Raw genomic sequence first — 21,386 nt, forward strand, 5'->3', positions numbered from 1 at the left:
TGCACTTGTGGGAGCCATGGCCGCTCCCATAGCGCTAGAACGGCAGCGGCAGGTCCGGGTCCACCGCGAGCAGCTGCTCGCGGAACTGGCCGCGGATACGCTCCAGCGCCTCCTCGCTGTCGGCATCGAAGCGCAGCACCAGCACCGGCGTGGTGTTGGACGCGCGTACCAGGCCCCAGCCGTCCGGGAAATCGACGCGCAGGCCATCGATGGTCGACGGACGCGCACCGCCCTCGAACTTCGCCTCGGCCACGAAGCGCTCGACGAAGGCGTGCGGGTTGCCGCCGGGCGCGTCGACCTTGATTTCGGGCGTGGCGATGCCGGCGGGCAGCGCGGCCAGCACCTCGCCGGGCGACTCCGTGCGCGAGGCCAGGATCTCCAGGAGGCGCGCGGCGGCGTAGATGCCGTCGTCGAAGCCGTACCAGCGCTCACCGAAGAAGAAATGCCCGCTCATCTCGCCGGCAAGCTCGGCCTCGGTCTCGCGCATCTTCGCCTTGATCAGCGAATGCCCGGTCTTCCACATCAGCGGGCTGCCGCCGTGGCGCAGGATGTGGCCCTGCAGGCGGCCGGTGCACTTCACGTCGTACACGATCACCGCGCCCGGGTTGCGTTCGAGCACGTCGGCGGCGAACAGCATCAGCAGGCGGTCGGGGAAAATGTTCTCGCCCTCCCTGGTGACCACGCCCAGGCGGTCGCCGTCGCCGTCGAATGCGATGCCCAGGTCGGCGTCGAAGCGCTTCACCATGTTCACCAGGTCCTCGAGGTTGTGCGGCTCGCTCGGGTCCGGGTGGTGGTTGGGGAAGGTGCCGTCGATTTCGCAGAACAGCGGTTCGACGGTGGCGCCGATGGCCTCGAGCACGCGCGGGCCGATCTCGCCGGCGACGCCGTTGCCGGCGTCCACCACCACTTTCAGGCCGCGGTCGAGCTGCACGTCCGAGGCGATCCGCTCGACGTAGTCGTCGGCGATGTCGCGCTCGGTGACGTCGCCCTGCGCCGGCGCGGTATGCAGCCGGTCCTCGGCGATGCGCGCGTACAGGTCGGTGACCGCGTCGCCCGCCAGCGTCTCGCCGCCGACCACGATCTTGAAGCCGTTGTAGTCGGGCGGGTTGTGGCTGCCGGTCACCGACACGCAGCAGCCGGTGCGCAGATGGTAGGCGCCGAAGTACACCACCGGCGTCGGCACCATGCCGATGTCGATGACGTCGCGGCCGGCCTTGCGCAGGCCGGCAGTGAGGCCGGCGACCATGTCGGGGCCGGACAGGCGGCCGTCGCGCCCGACCACGATGTCCTTGAGTCCCTGTTCGTGCATCAGCGAACCGATCGCATGGCCGATCAGTTCTGCCACGCCGATGTCCAGCGTCTGGCCGACGATGCCGCGGATGTCGTAGGCGCGGAAGATGCCGGGATCGATCGCGACCGCGGCCCGCGCCACGTCGCGCACCGCCGCCACCGGGGCCGCGCCGTCGTCGACCGGTTCCAGCTCGAGGGCCTGCTCCAGGGTCGGCGCATCGCCCACGTCCTCATGCTCGGGCCTGCCAACCAGCGAAGGCAGGCGCGAGAACAGGTAGCCGAGCAGGAGCAGCACGGCGGCGACCACGAACGAGGGCACCGCCCCCAGGCCGAACAGCGCTTGCGGACGCGCCGGCAGGCCGGCGGCGACGCGGATCCCGCTGCCGGCCACCGGCACCGCCATGCGTTCAGCGGATTCGGCGTACCCGGCATCGCCGCGCTCGGCAAGCGTGAAGCCGCCCTGGCGCAGCGCGAGGTAGGTCGAGCCGGGGGGGTCCACGGCCGCCAGGCTGGCGGTGATGCGCGCCAGCGGCAGCCGGACGTAGGCGACGCCGACCGGCGCGTCGCCTACGCGCGCGGGGGCGGCCAGGGCCACCATCGGCGAGTCGCCGTCGCGCACGACCCAGAGCACCGGCCTGTCCTCGGCGATCGCGGCCTCGGCCACCGCGATGCGGCCGTAGCCCGCGTCGTCGATGGCGCCGTAGGCCTCGGCCAGGGTGATGTCCTGCACCACCGCGTAGTCGACGTTGGGCCAGTCGCGGCCGAGGGCCTCGCCGGCGGTTGCGAAGTCACCGTCTGCCAGCGCATCGCGCACCGGCGCCGAGGCCATGCGCTGTTCGAGGCGATCGAGCTCGGTACCCAGCGAGCGCGCGACCGACTGCGCCACCGCGTCGCGGTTGACCGCCAGCGAGTCGCGGCGCGTCTGGTCCTGCATCTGCCGCCAGCCCGTCCACGCCAGCCACAGCGCGAGCAGTACCACGATCGCCGCGAGCAGCAGGAGCAGGGGCCGGGCATGCGCCACGGCCTGCCGGGTCTTGTTGGAAACCTTGAGATCCATGCCTGTGTTGTCCCCTTCAGCGCGTGCCCGTATGGCCGAATCCACCCGTTCCCCGCGCGCTCTGTTCAAAAGTATCCACCACCCGCAGCCCTGCGCGCACCACCGGCACCAGCACCAGCTGCGCGATGCGGTCACCGGGCTGCACCACATAGGCCTCGCGCGAGCGGTTCCAGAGGCTGACCATCAGAGGGCCCTGGTAGTCGGCGTCGATCAGCCCGGTGCCGTTGCCCAGCACCAGGCCATGGCGATGGCCGAGGCCCGAGCGCGGCAGCACCATCGCGCACAGGCCGGGATCCGCGATGTGGATGGCGATGCCGCTGGGCACCAGCGCGGTGTCGCCACCGGCGAGTTCCAGCGGCGCGTCGATCGCGGCGCGCAGGTCCATGCCGGCGCTGCCATCGGTGGCGTGCGCCGGCAGCGGCCATTCACCGCCAATGCGCGGGTCGAGGATCTTCAGGTCCAGCGTGTGCTGCATGGGCGTGATGCGTCCTTGTTTGCGGCGCGGCGCGGGGATCAGGCCAGGCGCGTGGCGACCAGGTCGAGCAGCGCGTCGGCCAGCTCGGTCTTGGGCGCCGGGCCAAGCACCCGCATGCCATCTGCGCTGAAGACGTGGAGGGTGTTGTCGTCGGACTCGAAGCCGCCGCCGGCAAGGCCCACGCGGTTGGCGGCGACCAGGTCCACGCGCTTGCGGCGCAGCTTGTCCAGCGCGTTGGCCTCGAGCGCGCCGGTCTCGGCGGCGAAGCCGACGACGACGCGCGGGCGCTGCGCGTGCGCTGCGACGTCGGCCAGGATGTCGGCGGTGCGCACCAGCGACAGCACCAGGCCGTCTCCGCCCGGCTGCTTCTTGATTTTGCCTTCGGCCACGGCGGCCGGGGTGAAGTCGGCGACTGCGGCGGCGCCGATGTAGACGTCGGCCGGCAGCGCGGCAAGCACCGCGTCGTGCATCTGCGCGGCGGAGCGCACGTCCCTGCGCAGCACGCCCGCGGGCGTGGCCAGCGCGACCGGCCCGGCCACCAGGACCGCCTCCGCGCCGCGGCGCGCGGCGGCGGCTGCGATCGCGAAACCCGTCTTGCCACTGCTGCGGTTGCCGATGAAGCGCACCGGGTCGATGTCTTCGTAGGTCGGCCCCGCGCTGACCACCACGCGAAGGCCGGCAAGCGGACCCCGGCTCATGTTGCCGCGGCCGCCAGCACGGCGACGATGTCGAGCGGCTCGGCCATGCGCCCGGGACCGGATTCGCCCTCGGCAAGCGGACCGTCGACCGGATCCATGACCAGGGCCCCGCGCTCGCGCAGCAGCGCCATGTTGGCCACCGTGGCCGGGTGCAGCCACATGCGGTGGTTCATCGCCGGCGCCAGCGCCAGCGGCGCGGTGGTGGCCAGGCACAGGGTGGTGACGAGGTTGTCGGCGAAGCCGTGCGCGAGCTTGGCCAGCGTATTGGCCGTGGCCGGCGCGACCAGCACGCGCGTGGCCCAGCGCGCGAGTTCGATGTGGCCCATCGCGGCTTCGGCCGCCGGGTCCCACAGCGACGTGCGGACGGCCTCGCCGGAGAGCGCCTGGAAGGTGGTGGCGCCGACGAAGTGCATCGCGCTTTCGGTCATCGCCACCCGCACCTGCGCACCGGCGTCCTGCAGGCGGCGCACGAGGTCCGCGGACTTGTACGCGGCGATGCCGCCGCACACGCACAGCAGGATGCGCTCGCCTTCAAGCTGGCTGTCGACCTTGGCCATGCGCGTTCGGAGTGTCCTGACCCGGGAACGGTCGGACAGCTTACCCGAACGCCCGGGGCGGGCCGGCGGCGGCGCGGGGCCGTATCGCGTGCAATGGATCCACGTCGGCAGCCGGTGCAGGCCCCCCGCTTTGCCAGCCATGCGGCCCCACCCCTGTCGCGATGCACCGGCGGCCGACGACCACCCTCATGGAGCAACGCCCATGCACATCCGCGATTGGCCCAGCGGCGAACGCCCGCGCGAGAAGCTCCTTGCGCGCGGCGCCGCGGTGCTCTCGGACGCGGAGCTGCTGGCGCTGTTCCTCGGCTCCGGCGTGCGCGGCCTGGACGCCGTCGCGACTGCGCGCAGGCTGCTTGCCGAACACGGCCCACTGCGGCGCCTGCTGGACCTTCCAGGGCCGCAGCTGGTCAAGCTTCCCGGCCTGGGCCCCGCCAGCGCCTGCCAGCTGGCCGCCGCGCTGGAGCTCGCCAGCCGGCACATGGCCGCGGGGCTGGAGCGCGGCGAGGCGCTGACCGACCCGCATGCCGCCGGCCGCTACTTCGCCCAGCGCCTGCGCGGGTATCCGAGCGAGGTCTTCGCCGCCCTGTTCCTCGACACCCGGCACCGCGCGCTGGCGTTCGAAGAGCTCTTCCGCGGCACCGTCGACGGCGCCGAGGTGCATCCGCGCGAAGTGGTGCGGCGGGCGCTCGGCCACAATGCGGCCGCGGTCATCGTCGGCCACAACCATCCCAGCGGGAGTGCGGAACCCAGCGCCGCCGACCGCGCGGTCACCGCCCAGCTCAAGCAGGCCCTGCGCCTGGTCGACGTGCGCCTGCTGGATCATTTCGTGATCGGCGACGGCGCGCCGGTCTCGCTGGCCGCCCGGGGCTGGGTCTAGGCCGGTTCAGCCGCGGGCCTGCCGGCACGGGCCCCTCGCGTACACTGTGCGGCCGTACGTTCCCGCTGCGAATCCCAGTGAAATCCACGCTCAAGGCCCTGGTTGAACAGGGCATCGCCACCCTTCGCGACCAGGGCATCCTGCCCACCGACCTGTCCACGCCCGACTTCGTGATCGAGCGGCCCAAGGACCGTGCGCACGGCGACTTCTCCAGCAACGCCGCGATGCTGCTGGCCAAGCCCGCGCGCAGCAATCCGCGCGCGATCGCGCAGGCGCTGGCCGAGGCGATCCCCACCGGCGGCGACATCGCCGCGGTCGAGATCGCCGGCCCGGGCTTCCTGAACTTCCGCCTCGCGCCCGCAGCCTGGCAGCGACAGCTGCGCGAGGTGCATGCGCAGGGCGCGACCTATGGCCGCAACGCCAGCGGCATCGGCCGCACGGCCGGGGTCGAATACGTCTCCGCCAACCCCACCGGCCCGCTGCACGTCGGCCACGGCCGCGCGGCGGTGATCGGCGACTGCATCGCGCGCGTGCTCGATGCCAACGGCTGGAACGTGAAGCGCGAGTACTACTACAACGACGCCGGCGTGCAGATCGAGAACCTGGCGCATTCCGTGCAGGCCCGCGCCAAGGGCATCCGCCCGGACGACGCCGGCTGGCCCGAGGCCGGGTACCGCGGCGACTACATCGCCGACGTCGCGCGCGCGTTCCTGGACGGCGCCAGCGTCGACGTCGAGGGCCAGGTTGTCAGCGGCAACGGTGATGCCGACGACTTCGACGCCATCCGCCGCTTCGCCGTGGCCTGGCTGCGCAAGGAGCAGCACGGCGACCTGGCCGCGTTCGGCGTCGACTTCGACGTGTACTTCCTCGAGTCGTCGCTGTACGCCGACGGCAAGGTCGAGGAGACCGTGGCCGCGCTGGTCGCCGCCGGCCACACGTACGAAGAAGGCGGCGCGCTCTGGCTGCGCAGCACCAGCTTCGGTGACGACAAGGACCGCGTGATGCGCAAGTCCGACGGCACTTACACCTATTTCGTGCCGGACGTCGCCTACCACCTCGGCAAATGGCAGCGCGGCTATGAGCGCGCGATCACCGAGCTCGGCGCCGACCACCACGGCTCGCTGGCTCGGGTGAAGGCCGGCCTGCAGGCGCTCGACGCCGGCATCCCGAAGGGCTATCCCGAATACGTGCTGCACCAGATGGTCACGGTGATGCGCGGCGGCGAAGAGGTGAAACTCTCCAAGCGCGCCGGCAGCTACCTGACGCTCCGCGACCTGATCGACGAGGCCGGCCGCGACGCCACGCGCTGGTTCCTGGTCGCGCGCAAGCCCGACTCGCAGCTGGTGTTCGACATCGACCTGGCGCGCAGCCAGTCGCTCGACAACCCGGTGTATTACGTGCAGCTCTCGCACGCGCGCATCTGCGGCCTGATGCGGCAGGTGGACGAGCGCGGCCTGGCCTTCGACCTCGACAACGGACTGGCGCAATCGCTGGACCTCGACAGCCCCGCCACGCTCGAGCTGGTCACCTCGATCAGCCGCTGGCCGGAGCTCCTGGCCGCGGCCGGACAGCTGTTGGAACCGCACCTGGTGGCGCAGTACCTGCTTGAGCTGGCACAGGCGTTCCAGTCGTATTACAACGACCACCAGTTCCTGGTGGATGACACCGACGTCCGCGACGCCCGCCTGGCACTCGCGCTCGCGACCCGCCAGGTGCTGGCGAACGGACTCGACGTATTGGGCGTGCAGGCCCCGGAGGCAATGTAAGTGGCAGTCAAGCGTGGCAAATCCCAGGCACGTCGCAACAGCGGCAGCAGCGCCCCGCTGCCCGGCTGGGCGTGGATGGTCATCGGCATCCTGCTCACGGTGGTCGTGGTGCTGGTGGCGCCGCGGCTGCTGAAGCCGGACGGCGAGTCCAGCTTCTTCCGCCCGACCCCGAACCCGGACGCACGCCCCGCCGTGGCCAGTCCCGAAGCCGGCGACAGCGTCGCCGAGGATGCGCCGGCGCGGCCGCGGCCGGCCGCCGACGCCGCCGACGGCTCCGCGGCGCCCGAGACCCGCTACGAGTTCTACGACCTGCTTCCGGGGCAGGAAGTGGCCATGACCGACGCCGAGCTGGCCGCCAGCGCGCGCGCCGAACAGCAGCGCCAGGACGAACTGCTCGCCCGTGAGCGGGCGGCCCAGCAGCAGGAGCGCAGTGCCGATGCCGCGGACCTTGCCGACGCCGCCACGCCCAGGCCCGCGCCTTCGGCACCGCAGGCGCCTGCGGCCACGACCACCCCGCCTGCCGCGGCGAGCGCGCCGGCCGCCGACGGCGCCCGCTACATCCTCCAGGCCGGCTCCTTTGCCAGCAACAGCGATGCCGAGGCGCTCAAGGCGCGCATCGCGATGCTCGGGCTGGTGGCCCGGGTGGAGACCGCGGAAATCGAGGGTCGCGCGATGCACCGCGTGCGCATGGGCCCATATGGCACCGCCTCGGAACTGGCCGAAGCCAAGCAGAAACTCGGCAACGGCGGCCTGGAAGCGCTGGCGATCCGCGCACGCTGAGGCAACCCGGAACAGCAGTCGCCGCAGCGACCAGCGTGGAAGCAGGACGCTGTTTAAAAGCAGCTACTCGTGAAGCAGGCCTTGTGGGAGCAGCTATAGCTGCGAATACCACGCCTCGATGCAGGCAATCGCAGCTATAGCTGCTCCCACAGGAACTGCTCCCATAAGGGCTGCTTCTGCATGAATTGCTCCTGCATGAATTGCTCCTGCAGGAATTGCTCCTGCAGGAGTTGCTGCCAAAGGGGCTGTTCTTACGGGCGCGACCTGCCTTCAACAGGGCGCCGGCGTAGAATCCGGCGCATGAAGACCCTGCTTGTCACCGGCGCCACCGCCGGCTTCGGCGCCGCGATCGCCGAGCGCTTCGTTTCCAATGGCTGGCGCGCGGTCGCCACCGGCCGTCGCCAGGCGCGCCTCGACGCCCTGGCCGAACGACTCGGCCGCGACCGCGTGCACACCGCCTGCTTCGACATCCGCGACGCCGACGCCATGGCCGCCGCGATGGGCGCGATCCCGGAAGGGTTTCGCGACGTCGACCTGCTGGTCAACAACGCCGGCCTCGCGCTGGGCACCGCGCCCGCGCAGGCCAGCGATTTGGCGCAGTGGCGGCAGATGATCGACACCAACGTCACCGCGCTGGTCGTCATGACCCACCGGCTGCTGCCCACGCTCATCGAGCGCCGCGGCGCCATCGTCAACATCGGCTCGATCGCGGGCGTGTATCCGTATCCGGGCGGCAACGTCTACGGCGCGACCAAGGCCTTCGTCGACCAGTTCTCGATGAACCTGCGCTCGGACCTGCACGGCACGGGCGTGCGCGTGAGCGTGCTGGAGCCGGGGCTGGCCGAGACCGAGTTCACCCTCGTGCGCACCGGCGGCAACCAGTCGGCATCGGACGCGCTGTACGCCGGCACCGCGCCGATCACCGCCGCCGACATCGCCGAATCGACCTGGTGGGTCGCCAACCTGCCACCGCACCTCAACATCAACCGCCTGGAAGTGATGCCCGTGAGCCAGTCGCTGGCGGGGCTGCAGATCCACCGGGACGCGCACGCGTGAGCCCGCGCCGGCCCTGGCCGGGATACGCAGGCCGCGGCCGCGGCACAGGCGCCACGGAGCGCAGGCCGTGAACGCGTGGCTGGCGATGCTCGCGATCGTCGCCATCGGCGCTGTGCTGCCGCTGCAGGGGCTGGTCAACGCACGCCTGGCCACGGCGCTGCACGGGCCGGTGATGGCGGCTTTCGTCTCGTTCCTGGTGGGCAGCGTGGTGCTGGGAACCTGGCTGCTGGCATCGCGCACGCCGTGGGGCGCGGCGCCCGATGCGCGTTTCCCGGGATGGATCTGGATCGGTGGCGTGCTTGGCGCGCTTTACGTCGCGGTGTTCACCCTGCTGATCCCGCGCGTGGGCGCGGCGGCGGCGATCTGCCTGGCGGTGTTCGGCCAGGTGGTCGCCTCTCTACTGTTGGACCACTACGGCGTGCTGCAGGCGCAGCGGCCGGCGGACTGGTCGCGGGTCACCGGCGCCGTGCTGGTGCTGCTTGGTGTACTGCTGGTGGCGGCGCCGTGGAAGGCGCCGCCGGCCTGAGACCGCTTACTCGGTCGGCTTGCCGTCGTAGTGATCGGCTTCGTGCTGCGCTTCGGCGATCGCCGCGGTGGCGTGCACGGTGCCGTCGCGATGCTCGGGCGGGCCGTACAGGGTGTAGAGCTTGAGCGGCGCATCGCCGGCGTTGATGACGTTGTGCTCGGCACCCGCGGGGACGATGGCGATGTCGTCATGCTCCAGCGTGTGGCTGACGCCGTCGATCAGAAGCGTCGCCTTGCCCTGCTCGACCCGGAAAAACTGGTCGATGTCGGGATGCACTTCCTTGCCGATCTCCTCACCCGGCTGCAGCGACATCAGCACCAGCTGCAGGTGCGCACCGGTGTAGAGCACCCGGCGGAAATCTGTATTTTCGAGGGTACGGTCCTCGATGTTGTCGACATAGCCCTTCTTCATGGCTTGGCCTCCTTGGGAAAAAACGGTGTCGGACAGGATCCGCGTCATTCCAGCGGGGTGTCGTCCAGATAGGTATAGCCGGTCAGTCCGGCTTCAAGCGCGTCGCGCAGGCGTGCCGACTCGTCGGACGACAATTTCGCGGCGGCGACCTTGGCGTCGTACTCCGCGCGAAGGTCGTCCAGAGCATAGCCCACGTAGTCGAGCATCACGTCGGTGGTGTCTCCGCGGCGCTGCTGGGCGATGGCATAGTCCTCGCCCTCGGCCTTGACCGCGATGACGTCGGTGTCGCCGAACAGGTTGTGGATGTCGCCCAGGATCTCCTGGTAGGCGCCGACCAGGAAAAAGCCGAGGCGGTAGTTCTCGCCCGGGCGCAGCGGATGCAGCGGCATCGAGCTGTCCAGGTCCTCGTTCTGCACGTAGGTGTCGATCTTGCCGTCGGAGTCGCAGGTCAGGTCGGCGATCGTGCCGCGTCGCGTGGGCGCTTCGTCCAGGCGTTCGATCGGAACGATCGGGAACACCTGGTCGATGGCCCAGACATCCGGCATCGATTCGAACACGCTGAAGTTGACGAAGTACTTGTCGACCAGGCGCTCGTTCAGTTCGTCGAGCAGCGGGCGGTGGCTCTTCTCGTCATAGGTCAGGCGCGCCTTGACCGCGTGCGCGATGGCGTAGAACAGATCGTCGATGCGCGCGCGGTGCACCAGGTCGAGCTGGCCAAGGGCGTACAGGCTCAGGCCTTCGGCGTGGTGGTGCTGGGCCTCGTGGAACAGCTCCACCGCCGGGCGCGATTCGAGCTCGGCGTGGATCTCGCGCAGGTGGCGGATCACCGCGGGTTCGTCATCGTGCTCATCGGGCACGCGACCTTCGGGCGCGGCCTCGACCTCGGACACGTTGGCCACCAGCACCGCGTGGTGCGCGGTCATCGCGCGACCGCACTCGGTCACGATGCGCGGCTGGCGCAGGCCGGCCTCGGCGCAGGCGTCGGCCAGCGGCTGCACGATGTTCGACGCGTACTGCGCCATGCCGTAGTTGACCGAGTTGTAGCTGCGCGAGCGCGTGCCCTCGTAGTCGATGCCCAGGCCGCCGCCGACGTCGACGTAGTCGATGTCCGCGCCCAGCTGCGACAGCTCGACGAAGTAGCGCGTGGCCTCGCGCATCCCGCGCGCGATGTCGCGCACGTTGGAGATCTGCGAACCCATGTGGAAATGCAGCAGCTTGAGCGCGCCGCCCATGCCGGCATCACGCAGCGACTTCCACAGGTCCAGCAGCTGCCGCGGGCTGAGCCCGAACTTGGCCTTGTCGCCGCCGGAGTTCTGCCACTTGCCCGCGCCCAGCGTGGCCAGGCGCATGCGCACGCCGAGCACCGGCGCCACGCCCAGCGCCTTCGACTCCTCCATCACCAGCTTCAGCTCGGAGGGTTTCTCGACCACGATGAAGACGTTCATTCCGAGCTTGCGCCCGATCAGCGCCAGGCGGATGTACTCGCGGTCCTTGTAGCCGTTGCAGACCACCAGCCCGCCCGGGCGCGACAGCGCCAGCACGGCCATCAGCTCCGGCTTGCTGCCGGCCTCGAGGCCGAAACCGTCGCCGGCGTGCGAGGCCAGGGTCCCGGCCACGCCCTGGTGCTGGTTGACCTTGATCGGGTAGACCGCGGTGTAGCCGCCCTCGTACTCCCAGTCGGCCTGCGCCTGCGCGAACGCCGCCTGCAGCGCGCCCAGGCGATCGCCGAGCACGTCGGGGAAGCGCACCAGCATCGGCAGGTTGGCGCCCTGGCCCAGCGCGCGATCGACCACTTCGGGCAGCGCGATCGACGGCCCGCCAGCGCCGCGCGGACGGACGACGACGCGGCCGGCGTCGTCGACGTCGAAATAGCCCGAGGACCAGTGCGGAATCGAGTAGGTCTTGCGGGCCTGGTCGATGGACCATGCGGTCATGTGCGCAATCCGGAGCCGTGGGGTGAGGCGCGCATTCTAGCCTTCGCAAGCGACAGGGCCCGTGACCGGCAGGCGCGCATGCACGATCGGGCACGGGCGGTCCGCTACAATCCGCGGCCTTCGATCCTGCTTCCCGGACACCCGCAATGACCGCCCCGACCTGGCTCTACGAGAACTTCGATCCCTCCGGCTCCGCCATCGGCTACCGGGTCACCCGCAAGCTGGACGAGGTGCAGTCGCCGTTCCAGAAGATCGAGATCCATGAGTCGACCGACTGGGGCAACGTCATGCTGATCGACGGCGCGATGATGGTCACCACGCGCGACAACTTCCTGTACCACGAGATGATGTCGCACCCGGCGCTGTTCACCCATCCGGACCCGAAGAACGTGGTGGTCATCGGCGGCGGCGACTGCGGCACGCTGCGCGAGGTGCTGCGCCACCCGGGCGTGGCCAAGGCCGTGCAGTGCGACATCGACGAGCAGGTCACGCGCATGGCGGAGAAGTATTTCCCGGAGCTGTGTGAATCCAACGACGACCCGCGCGCAGAAATCCTGTTCGACGACGGCATCGCGTACATGGCCAACTGCGAGCCGGGCAGCCTGGACGTGGTGATCGTGGACGCGACCGATCCGGTCGGGCCGGCCACGGGACTGTTCAACCAGGCGTTCTTCGACAGCTGTTTCCGCGCGCTGAAGGACGACGGCATCCTGGTGCAGCAGTCGGAGTCTCCGCTGGTGCTGCTGGACCTGATCAAGGACATCCGCGCCGAGATGGGCAAGGCCGGCTTCGACAGCTTCCAGACCCTGCCCTTCCCGCAGCCCTGCTACCCCACCGGCTGGTGGAGCTGCACGCTGGCCCGCAAGGGCGGGCGGGGCTTTGGATTCCGCGAGGCGGACGCGACGGCGAAGGTGTTTGACACGAAGTACTACAGCACCGGCATCCACAAGGCGGCGCAGGTGATGCCGCCGTTCGTGGCTGAGGCGCTGGCCTGAAGCCCTGCCGCTACCCCCTGCCTTTGTAGGAGCGGCTATGGCCGCTCCTACAGGCCGGTTTCGCGGATGAGATCGCGAGTATCCGGTTTTCCGCGGACGGATCTACGGCTTCAGAGCGCGTCCGCGTCCAGCTCGCCGGTGCGGATGCGCACCGCGCGTTCGAGGTTGTAGACGAAGACCTTGCCGTCGCCGATCTTGCCGGTCGAGGCGGCCTTGAGGATGGCTTCGGTGACCAGCTCCGCCTGGTCGTCGGTGACCGCGACCTCGAGCTTGATCTTGGGCAGGAAGTCGATCACGTACTCGGCGCCGCGATAGAGCTCGGTGTGGCCCTTCTGGCGGCCGAAACCCTTGACCTCGGTCACGGTGATGCCGGCCACGCCGGCCTCCGACAGCGCTTCGCGCACGTCGTCGAGCTTGAACGGCTTGATGATCGCCATGATCATCTTCATCACGCGGCCTCCGCTTGCAGGATCCGCAGGATACCGCGGCCCGCGCGCTGCACGGGCTTTTTCCCACATGCCGGCACGCGCCTGGCCGATGGCGCCAGGCCCCGGCGCCGGCCAGACTGCTGCCAACACCGGAGGACACCCCCATGATCGACCTCGGCCACATCGACGACCTCGCCCGCCGCCTCAGCAGCCTGGTGCCCCCGGGCCTGCGCGAAGGCCGCGAGGAGCTGCAGGAAAACTTCAAGTCCGTGCTCCAGGCGGGGCTCTCGCGCCTGGACCTGGTGACCCGCGAGGAGTTCGACGTCCAGCGCGCGGTGCTGCTGCGCACGCGCGAAAAGCTTGAGGCGCTGGAGGCACAGGTGGCGCAGCTGGAAGCCCGGCTGGCCGCGGGCGGTGCCGCGCAGCCCATGCCGCCCGCGCCGCAGCAACCGCACTAGGGCCTCCGCCATGCCGGGGCTTGCGATCGTGCACGGCCGTGCACGTGCCGGCGTGCGCGCGCCGGAAGTCACGGTCGAGGTCTACATGAGCGGTGGCCTGCCGCGGATGTCGATGGTCGGCCTGCCCGAGGCGGCGGTGCGCGAGTCCAAGGACCGCGTGCGCGCCGCCATCCGCTGCGCGCAGTTCGAGTTTCCTCCGCGGGTCACCACGGTCAACCTGGCGCCGGCCGACCTGCCCAAGGGCGGCGGACGCTTCGATCTGCCCATCGCCCTGGGCATCCTCGCTGCCAGCGGCCAGCTGCCGCCCTCGGCGCTGGCCGGCCACGAGTTCCTGGGCGAGTTGGGCCTGACCGGCGAGCTTCGCGCGGTCGACGGCGTGCTGCCGGCCGCGCTGGCCTGCGGCGAGGCCGGCCGCTTACTGGTGGTGCCCGCGGTGAACGGCGCCGAAGCCGCACTGGCCCGGGGCGTCGAGGTGCGCGTGGCCCGTACGCTGTCGGAAGTCTGCGCATACCTCACCGGGCAGCGGCCATTGCCGAAAGCCGAGGCTGGACCGGTCGCGACCGGTCCGGCTGCGGGCGTACCCGACCTTGCCGACGTGCGCGGCCAGCTCCGCGCGCGCCGCGCGCTGGAGATCGCCGCGGCCGGCGGACACCACCTGTTGCTGGCAGGCAGCCCCGGCTGCGGCAAGACCCTGCTCGCATCCCGCCTGCCCGGCATCCTGCCTGAGGCCAGCGAAGCCGAGGCGCTGGAGACCGCGGCCATCGCCTCGGTCAGCGGCCGCGGCATCGACCCGGCGCGCTGGCTGCAGCGTCCGTTCCGGGCGCCACACCACACCGCAAGCGCCGTCGCCCTGGCCGGCGGTGGCAGCGAGCCGCGCCCGGGCGAGATCTCGCTGGCCCACAACGGCATCCTGTTTCTCGACGAACTGCCCGAATGGAGCCGCCACGTGCTGGAAGTGCTGCGCCAGCCGCTGGAATCAGGCACCGTCACCGTTTCGCGCGCAGCGCGGCAAAACGAGTTCCCCGCGCGCTTCCAGCTCGTCGCGGCGATGAACCCGTGTCCCTGCGGCTGGGCCGGCGACGCTTCGGGCCGCTGCCAATGCAGCACGGACGCCGTGCAGCGCTACCGGATGCGGGTATCGGGACCGCTGCTCGACCGCATCGACCTGCACGTCGACGTGCCGCGCGTGTCTCCCGCCGAGCTCCGCCCGGACGCGCCCCCCGGTGAATCCAGCGCCGCCGTGCGCGAGCGCGTCGTCGCAGCGCGCAGCGTCCAGCTCGAGCGCGCCGGCGTACTCAATGCCCGCCTGGACCAGTCCGGCACCGGCACGCACTGCCGCCTGGCCGCCGCCGACCAGGCCCTGCTCGAACGCGCCATCGACAACCTGCAGCTCTCCGCCCGCGCCATGCACCGGATCCTGCGGGTGGCGCGCACCATCGCGGATCTTGCCGGCAGCAGCGCCATCGGCAGCGCCCACCTTGCCGAAGCGCTTGGCTATCGAGGCGTCGATCCCCGGGGACAGCCGCTGGCCGCGTGATATCGGGGCGACCCGATTTGCGCAAAGTCCCGATTGGGACTAAAATCCCCTTCAAGTCCCCTGAAGGACACGAGACATGACCCGGCCACGCATTGCAGAAGCCCCCGCCCGCCGCGACCTTGCTGCACCCGCGCTTCGCGCCTTCTTCAACATCACCGCTCTCTGGAAGCTCAACAACGATCAGGAACGCCTGCTGCTCGGCAACCCCGGCCGCTCCACCTTCTATCGCTGGAAGCGCGATCTCTCCGGCCAGCTCCCGCACGACGTGCTGGAGCGAATCAGCTACGTCCTCGGCATCTACAAGGCGCTGCACCTCATCTTCAGCAGCGACCGTCAGGCCGACGAGTGGATCGGCCGCGCCAACTCGTCGCCACTGTTCGGCGGCCGCTCGGCCCTGGACCGCATGCTCGGCGGCCAGGTCGCGGACCTGTTCGTCGTCCGCCGGTACCTGGACGCCCAGCGGGGCTGGGGCTGATGCAAGCCCCGAAGACCACCCGGGTGCGCTTCCGCCCGGCCTACCGCGTGGTGTCCAGCCGCTTCCCGCCGGTGGGCGTGTTCGACGCCATCGCCGATCCGGCCGACATCGCCGCTCTGCACGAGCTGGAGTCGATGACCAACCCGCGAATGCGCGACGAACTGGGCGCCATCGAACTGGTGCCGCCAAAGCGACGCATCGCGGGCCCTGGAACTACGCCGATCATGGCCTCGTTCACCCACCTCAATCCCGAGGGCTCGCGCTTCACCCCGGGCTGGTTCGGCGCGTATTACTGCGCGCGCGAACAGCAGACCGCCGTAACCGAAACCGTGTTCCACAAATCACGCTTCCTGCGCGCCACCCGCGAGCCCGCCTGCGTGCTCGACATGCGCTGCTACCTGGGCGACGTCGATGGCCGCTTCCACGACGTCCGCGGCGGGTATCCGGACCTGCACGATCCGGACAGCTACGCGGCCAGCCAGCGCTTCGCGGTAGAACTGCGCGAGGCCGACAGCAACGGCATCGTCTACGACAGCGTGCGTGCGCCCGGCGGCACCTGCCTGGCGGCGTTCCATCCCGACATGCTGAAGCCGGTGCGGCAAGGCCCGCACCTGCAGTACCACTGGGACGGCGAGCGCATCGCGCGCGTCACCGAGGCGCGCATCGTCCCGTTCCAGCCCCGCCCGCGCCCACCTCGCGCTGGTGCTTCACCGCGCTGAAGCCCCGTCGGCGGCGGCGAACCCGGCCTCCGAACTGTGCTCGCTCGCGTGTCCGGACGACTGCATCCGGATGATCGCTTCACGGTAGTTGGCAAGCAAGATCAGCCGGACTGAGTGGAGAAGGGCGGTTGCTGGCTGGCACGAGACAGGAGCAGCCCTTCAGCACGCTCCAACAGTCTTGTTCAGCTGGTGGTTGGAACAGGTATACATGGCGCCGCCAGCACAAACGCTGTCTGCGGTGACAGTTGTTCCATTGGGATACACGACCTGGACCTGATTTCCGGAACCGGCGCAACCGATAGTCGCAATGCTGGAAATTTCGGCCGGGAACCTGACATGTTCTGCAACGAACGTATCCAGCTCGGGATAGTACCGCGCAGCATCCGCATAAGCGGATATGCCATCGATCTTCAGCTCGACATTTCCATACATCTCAAAGACATAGGGGCTTCTTTGTGCATCCGGCGAATCGGAAGCGTCCTGGTCACCCGTCACGGATACAACTCGATCCGCCGTGGCCCGGCCATTTGCGGGAGTAGTGATGGTCGCCCGCCTGGCTTCAACGCGCTCACCTTCCTTCAACACCTCCTGGACGGAGAACCCGGACTGCCGTGGTTCCGCGTGCCCGACGAACGCAAGGAGAACGGTTGCAACCGCCAACATCGCCAAAATGGTCCGCGCATTCATGGCATGACTCCTTTCTGCGAGGGAGCTGATACCACACCAGAAAGCTACATGCAAGTCAAACTACAAACGCACGACTGGATCGCGCCTCCCCTCCGGCCCGATGGACCTGGACTGCATCAAGATGGACAGGTTTATTCGTCGACCGCGATAGCGGCCGCTTCAAGCACTTCCCGCACCGGTTGCAGCTGCGACTGGTAGCGTTCCATCGCCCGTCAGCCCCGCGGCCAACCGCTTCGCGCACCCGGCCGGCGCTCGCGGTTGCCGATGTCCGGGATGCACGTTGATGGGCTTCCCTGATGGGAGTCTGGTCAGGCCACAGCCTCCTGGAACTGCTCCTCCTCGGTCGAGCCCGTCAGCGCCGTCGTCGACGATTGGCCCTGCTGGATCGCCTGCGTCACCGCGTCGAAATATCCCGTGCCCACCTCGCGCTGGTGCTTCACCGCGGTGAAGCCCTTGTCGGCGGCCGCGAACTCCGACTCCTGCAGCTCCACGAACGCGCTCATCTGCCTGCGCGCATAGCCGTGCGCGAGGTTGAACATCGAATAGTTCAGCGCGTGGAAGCCGGCGAGCGTGATGAACTGGAACTTGTAGCCGTAGGTCGCGATCTCGTCCTGGAACCTGGCGATCGTGGCGTCGTCGAGGTTCTTCTTCCAGTTGAAGCTGGGCGAGCAGTTGTAGGCCAGCATCTTGCCGGGGTACTTCTCGTGGATGGCTTCGGCGAAGGCGCGGGCGAAGCCGAGGTCGGGCTTGCCGGTCTCGCACCACACCAGGTCCGCGTAGGGCGCGTAGGCCAGGCCGCGGCTGATCGCCTGGTCGAGGCCGTTGCGGGTCTTGTAGAAGCCTTCGACGGTGCGCTCGCCGGTGGTGAACGGGCGATCGTTGTCGTCGATATCGCTGGTCAGCAGGTCCGCGGCCTCGGCGTCGGTGCGCGCGACGATCAGGGTCGGCACGCCCATGACGTCGGCGGCCAGGCGCGCGGCGTTGAGCTTCTCGACCGCCTCGCGGGTCGGCACCAGCACCTTGCCGCCCATGTGGCCGCACTTCTTGGCGCTGGCCAACTGGTCTTCGAAGTGCACGCCCGCGGCGCCGGCCTCGATCATCGCCTTCATCAGCTCGAAGGCATTGAGCACGCCGCCGAAGCCGGCCTCGGCATCGGCCACGATCGGCTGCAGGAAGTCGATGCTGTCATCGCCCTCGGCGTGCTGCAGCTGGTCGGCGCGCAGCAGCGTGTTGTTGATGCGCTTCACGACCGCCGGCACCGAGTCGGCCGGGTACAGCGACTGGTCGGGATACATCTGCCCGGCGAGGTTGGCATCGGCCGCCACCTGCCAGCCGGAGAGGTAGATCGCCTTCAGCCCGGCCTTGACCTGCTGCATGGCCTGGTTGCCGGTCAGCGCACCGAGCGCGTTGACGTAGTCGCGTTCATGCAGCGAGGTCCACAGCTTCTCCGCGCCCAGCCGGGCAAGGGAATGCTCGACGTGCACGGTGCCGCGCAGGCGCACCACGTCATCTGCGGTGTAGTTGCGGGTGATGCCGGCCCAGCGTGGGCTGTTGGTCCACTCGTTGCGGATGGCGTCGGCGTTCGGAAGCTTCGTGCTCATGTGGATCTCCGGTGGAATTCTGCAGCGCTGAAATGAGGTAGAGGTTTTCGTGAAAGCGGCTTTAGTCGCAGAACCGGCTCTTATGGGAACGGTCCTGGTGACATGGCCGGCTTTTGTGGGAGCGGCTATAGCCGCGATCGGGGTTTCTGGAATCGCGGCTATAGCCGCTCCCACAAAAGCCGCTGCTACAAAATCTGCTGCTAAAAATCTGCTGCCAAAAATCTGCTGCTAAAAATGCCGCTGCTAAAAAGCTGCTGGAAAAAAGGGCCGCTGCTAAAAAGCCGCTGCTACAAAGCTGCTGCTGGAAAAGTCTGCTCCCATGGGGGTCGAGGAACGCTTCACGGCAATCGTTCGTATGCGGACAGGGTCAGGAACTCCTCGAGCGTGTCGCTGCGCGTCAGCTCCTCGAGCATCCTGATGGCTTCGACAACGCGGCCGGCGCCGGGCATCGGCCCCTGCGCCGCCAGGCGCGACGGAAGGTTCAGCAGCGCGCGCTCGAACAGGCAGTCGTCGATCTCGGTGCCGTCATCCAGGCACAGCGGTTCGCCGCCGCGGTCGGTGGCGTGCAGCCACTGCCAGAGCTGTGCGCGGGCGATCTCGGCCGTGGCCGCGTCCTCCATCAGCCAATGGATCGGCACGCAGCCGTTGCCATCGAGCCAGGCCGCCAGGTAGCGCACGCAGACTTCGACGTTGCCCTCGAAGCCGGCCCGGGTGATGGTGCCGCGCGAGGGCTCGATCAGGACGTCGCGGTCGGCGACGACGTCGTCGCGCGCCACGCCGTGCTGGTTGGGCCCCGGCATCGCCGCGTCGAAGATGTCCTTCGCGATCGACACCAGCGCCGGGTGCGCGACCCAGGTGCCGTCGTGCCCCGCAGCGGCTTCGCGCTCCTTGTCCGCACGCACGCGCGCCAGCGCGGCCTCGTTCGCCTCCGGGTCGCCGGAGATCGGGATCTGCGCCGCCATGCCGCCCATCGCATGCGCGCCGCGGCGGTGGCAGGTGCGCACCAGGAGCTCCGAATACGCCTTCAGGAAGGGCTGGGTCATGCCCACCTGGCCGCGCTCGGGCAGCACCCGGTCGCGGTGCGCACGGAAAGACTTGATGTACGAAAAGATGTAGTCCCAGCGCCCGCAGTTGAGCCCTGCGATGCGGCCGCGCAGGGCGTGCAGGATCTCGTCCATCTCGAACACCGCCGGCAGCGTCTCCACCAGCACGGTGACCTTGATGCAGCCGTCGGGCAGGCCGAGCACCTGTTCGACGTGCGCGAGCACGTCGCTCCACAGCGCGGCCTCCTCCATCGATTGCAGCTTGGGCAGGTAGAGGTAGGGCCCGCGCTCCTTCGCCGCCAGCGCCGCGCCATTCTCGAGGCAAAAGAGCCCGGCATCGAACAGGCTGGCGCTGATGCGCTCCCCATCCACCAGCAGGTGCTTCTCGGTCAGGTGCCAGCCGCGCGGGCGCACGATCAGCACGGCGCGCTCGGCCTCGGGCTTCATCCGGTAGGACTTGCCGCTGTCGGCGTTGAAGGCCAGCGTTCCGGCCACCGCGTCGCGCAGCGACCGCTGGCCGGTGAGCAGGGCGTCCCAGGTCGGCGCGGTCGAGTCCTCGAAGTCGGCCATGTAGCAGCTGGCGCCGGAGTTGAGCGCGTTGATGACCATCTTCGGATCGACCGGACCGGTGATCTCGACGCGGCGGTCGAGCAGCGCCGCCGGCAGCGGCGCCACCCGCCAGTCACCCTCGCGAATGGCGCGGGTGTCGGCGCGGAAGTCCGGCAGGCCGCCGCCGTCGAAGAAGGCCTGGCGCTCGCCGCGGGCCGCGAGCAGGCCGCGGCGGCGCGCTTCGAAGCGCTGGTGCAGGCCGGCGAGGAAAGCCAGGGCGCGTTCGTCGAGCAGGTCGCTCGCGTCCGCCGTGCCGGGCGCGAGCCTGGCGTCGGCGACGGTGAGATGGGGGGCTGCGGACATGTCGGCCTCGGCGAGGGATCGGGCAGCCACCATCCCTGCCAGGCGACTATTTGACAAAACAGATATAACAATGCGATTGATAAGTTCTTCTTATACGAAAGGACTGGCGCGGCCTTGGAGCCCGTTCGCACCCCCCGCTTCGCCTACAAGGGCGATCGCCTGAAGCCGCTGCGGGCCTTTTGCCAGGTGGCACGGCTGGGTTCGGTGTCGCGCGCGGCCGAGGCCCTGTATGTCAGCCAGCCCGCGGTCAGCCAGCAGCTGCAAGCGCTCGAACGCGAAATGGGCACCCCGCTGCTTGAGCGCAACGGCCGCCGCCTGCTGCCAACGCCGGCGGGCGAGGCGCTGTATGAACTGGCTCGCCCACTGGTGGACGGCATCGACGCCCTGCCCGCGGCCTTTCGCCACGCGCTGGCGGGCATGGACGCAGGCGAGCTGGAAATCGCCGCCAACAGCTCCACCATCCTCTACCTGCTGCCGCGGATCGTCGGCGCCTTCCGCGAGCAGCATCCCGAGGTGCGGCTGCGCCTGCACAACACCATCAGCGCCGACGGTACCGACCTGCTGCGAGCTGACACCGTGGAGCTGGTGGTCGGCTCGATGCTCGACGTGCCCGCCGACCTCAGCTATGTGCCGGTGTATTCCTTCCAGCCGATGCTGATCACCCCGCGCGACCACCCGCTCGCGCGCACGCCGCGGCTGACGCTCGAGGACATCTCCAGGCACGGCCTGATCCTGCCGCCTCAGCGCCAGGTGACCTGGCGCCTGGTGGACCTGGTGTTCCAGCAGGCGCGGGTCCCGTACACGGTGTCGCTGGAGGTGGGCGGCTGGGAGGTGATCAAGCAGTACGTGGCGATGGGCCTGGGGATCTCGATCGTGAGCTCGATCTGCCTGGATGACGCCGACGCCGAGCGCCTGGCGATCCGCCCGCTCGATGCCTGGTTCCCCGCGCGCAGCTACGGCGTGGTGGTGCGCAAGGGCAAGGTGCTGTCTCCGCAGGCACGCGCGTTCGTGGACCTGATCAGGCCCGACCTGTTCGTGCGCCGCAGCCGCGAGGACAGCGGGCATTCCGAACGCTGAGCTCGCTGGCACGCACCGCGCAAGCGC

Annotated in this window: 19 protein-coding genes and 1 pseudogene; 11 read left to right on the forward strand and 9 right to left on the reverse strand. The window is 69.6% G+C overall.

Annotated elements, in window-relative coordinates:
• Window positions 1-34: 34 nt before the first annotated feature.
• From WCE39_RS12730 to coaBC, 3 genes and pseudogenes are all read right to left on the reverse strand, one after another.
• A complete protein-coding gene (locus tag WCE39_RS12730; RefSeq protein WP_343277056.1) occupies window positions 35-2,347 on the reverse strand; it encodes a phosphomannomutase/phosphoglucomutase in 2,313 nt (770 codons plus the stop codon).
• Between the two features lie 16 nt (window positions 2,348-2,363).
• Entirely contained in the window at window positions 2,364-2,822 is a 459-nt protein-coding gene (dut, locus tag WCE39_RS12735) for a dUTP diphosphatase (protein WP_449284041.1), read from the reverse strand.
• 38 nt (window positions 2,823-2,860) lie between these two features.
• A pseudogene (coaBC, locus tag WCE39_RS12740) lies at window positions 2,861-4,077 on the reverse strand (bifunctional phosphopantothenoylcysteine decarboxylase/phosphopantothenate--cysteine ligase CoaBC).
• 202 nt (window positions 4,078-4,279) lie between these two features.
• Here coaBC and radC point away from each other — a divergent pair.
• The 5 genes from radC to WCE39_RS12765 all read left to right on the forward strand — a co-directional run bounded on the left by radC (window position 4,280) and on the right by WCE39_RS12765 (window position 9,082).
• Window positions 4,280-4,954, forward strand: a complete 675-nt coding sequence (radC, locus tag WCE39_RS12745; RefSeq protein WP_343277057.1) for a RadC family protein — start codon at window positions 4,280-4,282, stop codon at window positions 4,952-4,954.
• Window positions 4,955-5,031: 77 nt separating this feature from the next.
• The gene (gene argS / locus WCE39_RS12750; protein ID WP_343277058.1) at window positions 5,032-6,720 is read left to right on the forward strand and encodes an arginine--tRNA ligase; all 1,689 of its coding nucleotides are present in this window, start codon (window positions 5,032-5,034) and stop codon (window positions 6,718-6,720) included.
• A complete protein-coding gene (locus WCE39_RS12755; protein ID WP_343277059.1) occupies window positions 6,721-7,500 on the forward strand; it encodes an SPOR domain-containing protein in 780 nt (259 codons plus the stop codon). It begins immediately after the preceding gene.
• A gap of 300 nt (window positions 7,501-7,800) precedes the next feature.
• Window positions 7,801-8,556: an SDR family NAD(P)-dependent oxidoreductase gene (locus WCE39_RS12760; RefSeq protein ID WP_343277060.1), complete on the forward strand. Its 756-nt coding sequence runs from the start codon at window positions 7,801-7,803 to the stop codon at window positions 8,554-8,556.
• Window positions 8,557-8,623: 67 nt separating this feature from the next.
• On the forward strand, window positions 8,624-9,082 hold the full coding sequence (locus WCE39_RS12765) for a DMT family transporter (protein ID WP_343277061.1): 459 nt from the start codon (window positions 8,624-8,626) through the stop codon (window positions 9,080-9,082).
• A 6-nt stretch (window positions 9,083-9,088) separates the two neighbouring features.
• Here WCE39_RS12765 and WCE39_RS12770 read toward each other — a convergent pair whose 3' ends face one another.
• Together WCE39_RS12770 and speA are read right to left on the reverse strand one after the other, a co-directional pair.
• Window positions 9,089-9,493, reverse strand: a complete 405-nt coding sequence (locus tag WCE39_RS12770; RefSeq protein WP_343277062.1) for a cupin domain-containing protein — start codon at window positions 9,491-9,493, stop codon at window positions 9,089-9,091.
• Window positions 9,494-9,537: 44 nt separating this feature from the next.
• Window positions 9,538-11,427, reverse strand: a complete 1,890-nt coding sequence (gene speA, locus WCE39_RS12775) for an arginine decarboxylase (RefSeq protein WP_343277063.1) — start codon at window positions 11,425-11,427, stop codon at window positions 9,538-9,540.
• A gap of 146 nt (window positions 11,428-11,573) precedes the next feature.
• On the opposite strand from speA, the gene speE reads away from it, so the two are divergent.
• A complete protein-coding gene (gene speE, locus WCE39_RS12780; protein WP_343277064.1) occupies window positions 11,574-12,422 on the forward strand; it encodes a polyamine aminopropyltransferase in 849 nt (282 codons plus the stop codon).
• Window positions 12,423-12,532: 110 nt separating this feature from the next.
• Here speE and WCE39_RS12785 read toward each other — a convergent pair whose 3' ends face one another.
• Entirely contained in the window at window positions 12,533-12,871 is a 339-nt protein-coding gene (locus WCE39_RS12785) for a P-II family nitrogen regulator (RefSeq protein WP_343254637.1), read from the reverse strand.
• Window positions 12,872-13,014: 143 nt separating this feature from the next.
• On the opposite strand from WCE39_RS12785, the gene ubiK reads away from it, so the two are divergent.
• The 4 genes from ubiK (at window position 13,015) to WCE39_RS12805 (ending at window position 16,039) form a co-directional block, all read left to right on the forward strand.
• A complete protein-coding gene (gene ubiK, locus WCE39_RS12790) occupies window positions 13,015-13,308 on the forward strand; it encodes a ubiquinone biosynthesis accessory factor UbiK (RefSeq protein ID WP_343277065.1) in 294 nt (97 codons plus the stop codon).
• Window positions 13,309-13,318: 10 nt separating this feature from the next.
• Window positions 13,319-14,845: a YifB family Mg chelatase-like AAA ATPase gene (locus tag WCE39_RS12795; RefSeq protein WP_343277066.1), complete on the forward strand. Its 1,527-nt coding sequence runs from the start codon at window positions 13,319-13,321 to the stop codon at window positions 14,843-14,845.
• A 76-nt stretch (window positions 14,846-14,921) separates the two neighbouring features.
• Window positions 14,922-15,320, forward strand: a complete 399-nt coding sequence (locus tag WCE39_RS12800) for an antitoxin Xre-like helix-turn-helix domain-containing protein (protein WP_343277067.1) — start codon at window positions 14,922-14,924, stop codon at window positions 15,318-15,320.
• Window positions 15,320-16,039 carry an RES family NAD+ phosphorylase gene (locus WCE39_RS12805; RefSeq protein ID WP_343277068.1) on the forward strand — a complete coding sequence of 240 codons (720 nt, stop codon included), beginning with the start codon at window positions 15,320-15,322 and terminating at the stop codon, window positions 16,037-16,039. The genes WCE39_RS12800 and WCE39_RS12805 overlap by 1 nt, the downstream gene beginning before the upstream one ends.
• A 159-nt stretch (window positions 16,040-16,198) precedes the next feature.
• On the opposite strand, the gene WCE39_RS12810 is transcribed toward WCE39_RS12805, so the two are convergent.
• The 3 genes from WCE39_RS12810 to aceB form a co-directional block, all read right to left on the reverse strand.
• On the reverse strand, window positions 16,199-16,726 hold the full coding sequence (locus WCE39_RS12810; protein ID WP_343277069.1) for a hypothetical protein: 528 nt from the start codon (window positions 16,724-16,726) through the stop codon (window positions 16,199-16,201).
• A 308-nt stretch (window positions 16,727-17,034) separates the two neighbouring features.
• Window positions 17,035-18,327, reverse strand: coding sequence for an isocitrate lyase (gene aceA, locus WCE39_RS12815; RefSeq protein WP_343277070.1), 1,293 nt, complete (start codon window positions 18,325-18,327; stop codon window positions 17,035-17,037).
• Window positions 18,328-18,665: 338 nt separating this feature from the next.
• Window positions 18,666-20,282, reverse strand: coding sequence for a malate synthase A (gene aceB, locus WCE39_RS12820; protein ID WP_343277071.1), 1,617 nt, complete (start codon window positions 20,280-20,282; stop codon window positions 18,666-18,668).
• 114 nt (window positions 20,283-20,396) lie between these two features.
• On the opposite strand from aceB, the gene WCE39_RS12825 reads away from it, so the two are divergent.
• Complete coding sequence (locus WCE39_RS12825; RefSeq protein WP_343277072.1) at window positions 20,397-21,359, forward strand: LysR family transcriptional regulator; 963 nt, start codon at window positions 20,397-20,399, stop codon at window positions 21,357-21,359.
• The last annotated feature ends 27 nt before the right edge of the window (window positions 21,360-21,386 follow it).

Origin of the sequence: Luteimonas yanweni, assembly GCF_039548475.1 — a bacterium.
Lineage (GTDB): Bacteria > Pseudomonadota > Gammaproteobacteria > Xanthomonadales > Xanthomonadaceae > Luteimonas.